The 871-nt window shown below is 66.2% G+C and carries 2 protein-coding genes; one reads left to right on the top strand and one right to left on the bottom strand.

Annotated features, from left to right (window positions below; all coding sequences use genetic code 11):
- The coding region (locus AC1DU6_RS33305) for a LysR substrate-binding domain-containing protein (protein ID WP_477862607.1) at positions 1-475 on the top strand (475 nt) is incomplete at its 5' end.
- A 12-nt stretch (positions 476-487) separates the two neighbouring features.
- On the opposite strand, the gene AC1DU6_RS33310 is transcribed toward AC1DU6_RS33305, so the two are convergent.
- Positions 488-871: hypothetical protein (locus tag AC1DU6_RS33310; RefSeq protein WP_477862609.1), on the bottom strand; the 384-nt coding region annotated here is incomplete at its 5' end.

The following is an 871-nucleotide window of genomic DNA, read 5'->3' on the forward strand; positions in this document are numbered from 1 at the left end:
GCTTGTCACCCTGCCCTGCTATGAGTGGCAGCACGTCATGGTCGTGCCGCGCGACCATCCACTGGCCAGCGTCGAGCGCGTCAGCCTGGAACAGCTCGCTGGCGAGCCGCTGGTGTCCTACCACCCCAGCTTCACGGGCCGCACCCGCGTCGACAAGGCCTTCGCCTCGCGTCATCTGACGCCCAATGTGGTGCTGGAGGCCATCGACTCCGATGTCATCAAGACTTATGTGCGCTTGGGCATGGGCGTGGGCATCGTGGCCGAAATGGCCATGCGTGAGGAGCCCGCCAACAGCGACCTGGTCGCGCGGCCACTGGGCACGCTGCTGGGCAGCAACGTGACGCGCATCGCCTTCAAGCGCGGCGCCTATCTGCGCAACTACGTGTACGCCTTTGCCGAACTGCTGTCCGAACGACTGTCACGCAAGCTCATCGAGAAGGCCATGAACGGCGACTCGACCGACTTCGGCATCTGAGGGCACGCCCTCTCAGGACTCCCGGCCGAAGCTGGAGTCGATCGGCAGCATCAGGTCCACCTCCTCACCGCGCAGGCCGGCCTCGAAGAGATCGCGCGCCACGCTGTAGAGGGTCAGCAGATCGCGGTAGGCGGGCAGCTCGAAGCTCGGCACGCCCGGTCCGCCGCCGCGGGCGAGCAGGTCCTGCAGCATCTGCAAAGCGGTGCCCGGTTCAGGCCAGACGACCTGCAGATGAGCGATGACGCTGGGGCTGGCATCCAGGCTGCGGCCACGCGCCAGGCTCTGCGACCACTGCGGCGCCAGCACCCGGAAACGCTGCTCGAACTGCTTGACTAGCTCAGCGAATACCTCGGGCTCACCGCGCTGCTGGCAGAGCTCCATCAGCATCAGATCTGT

It is taken from the genome of Roseateles sp. P5_B10, assembly GCF_056400485.1.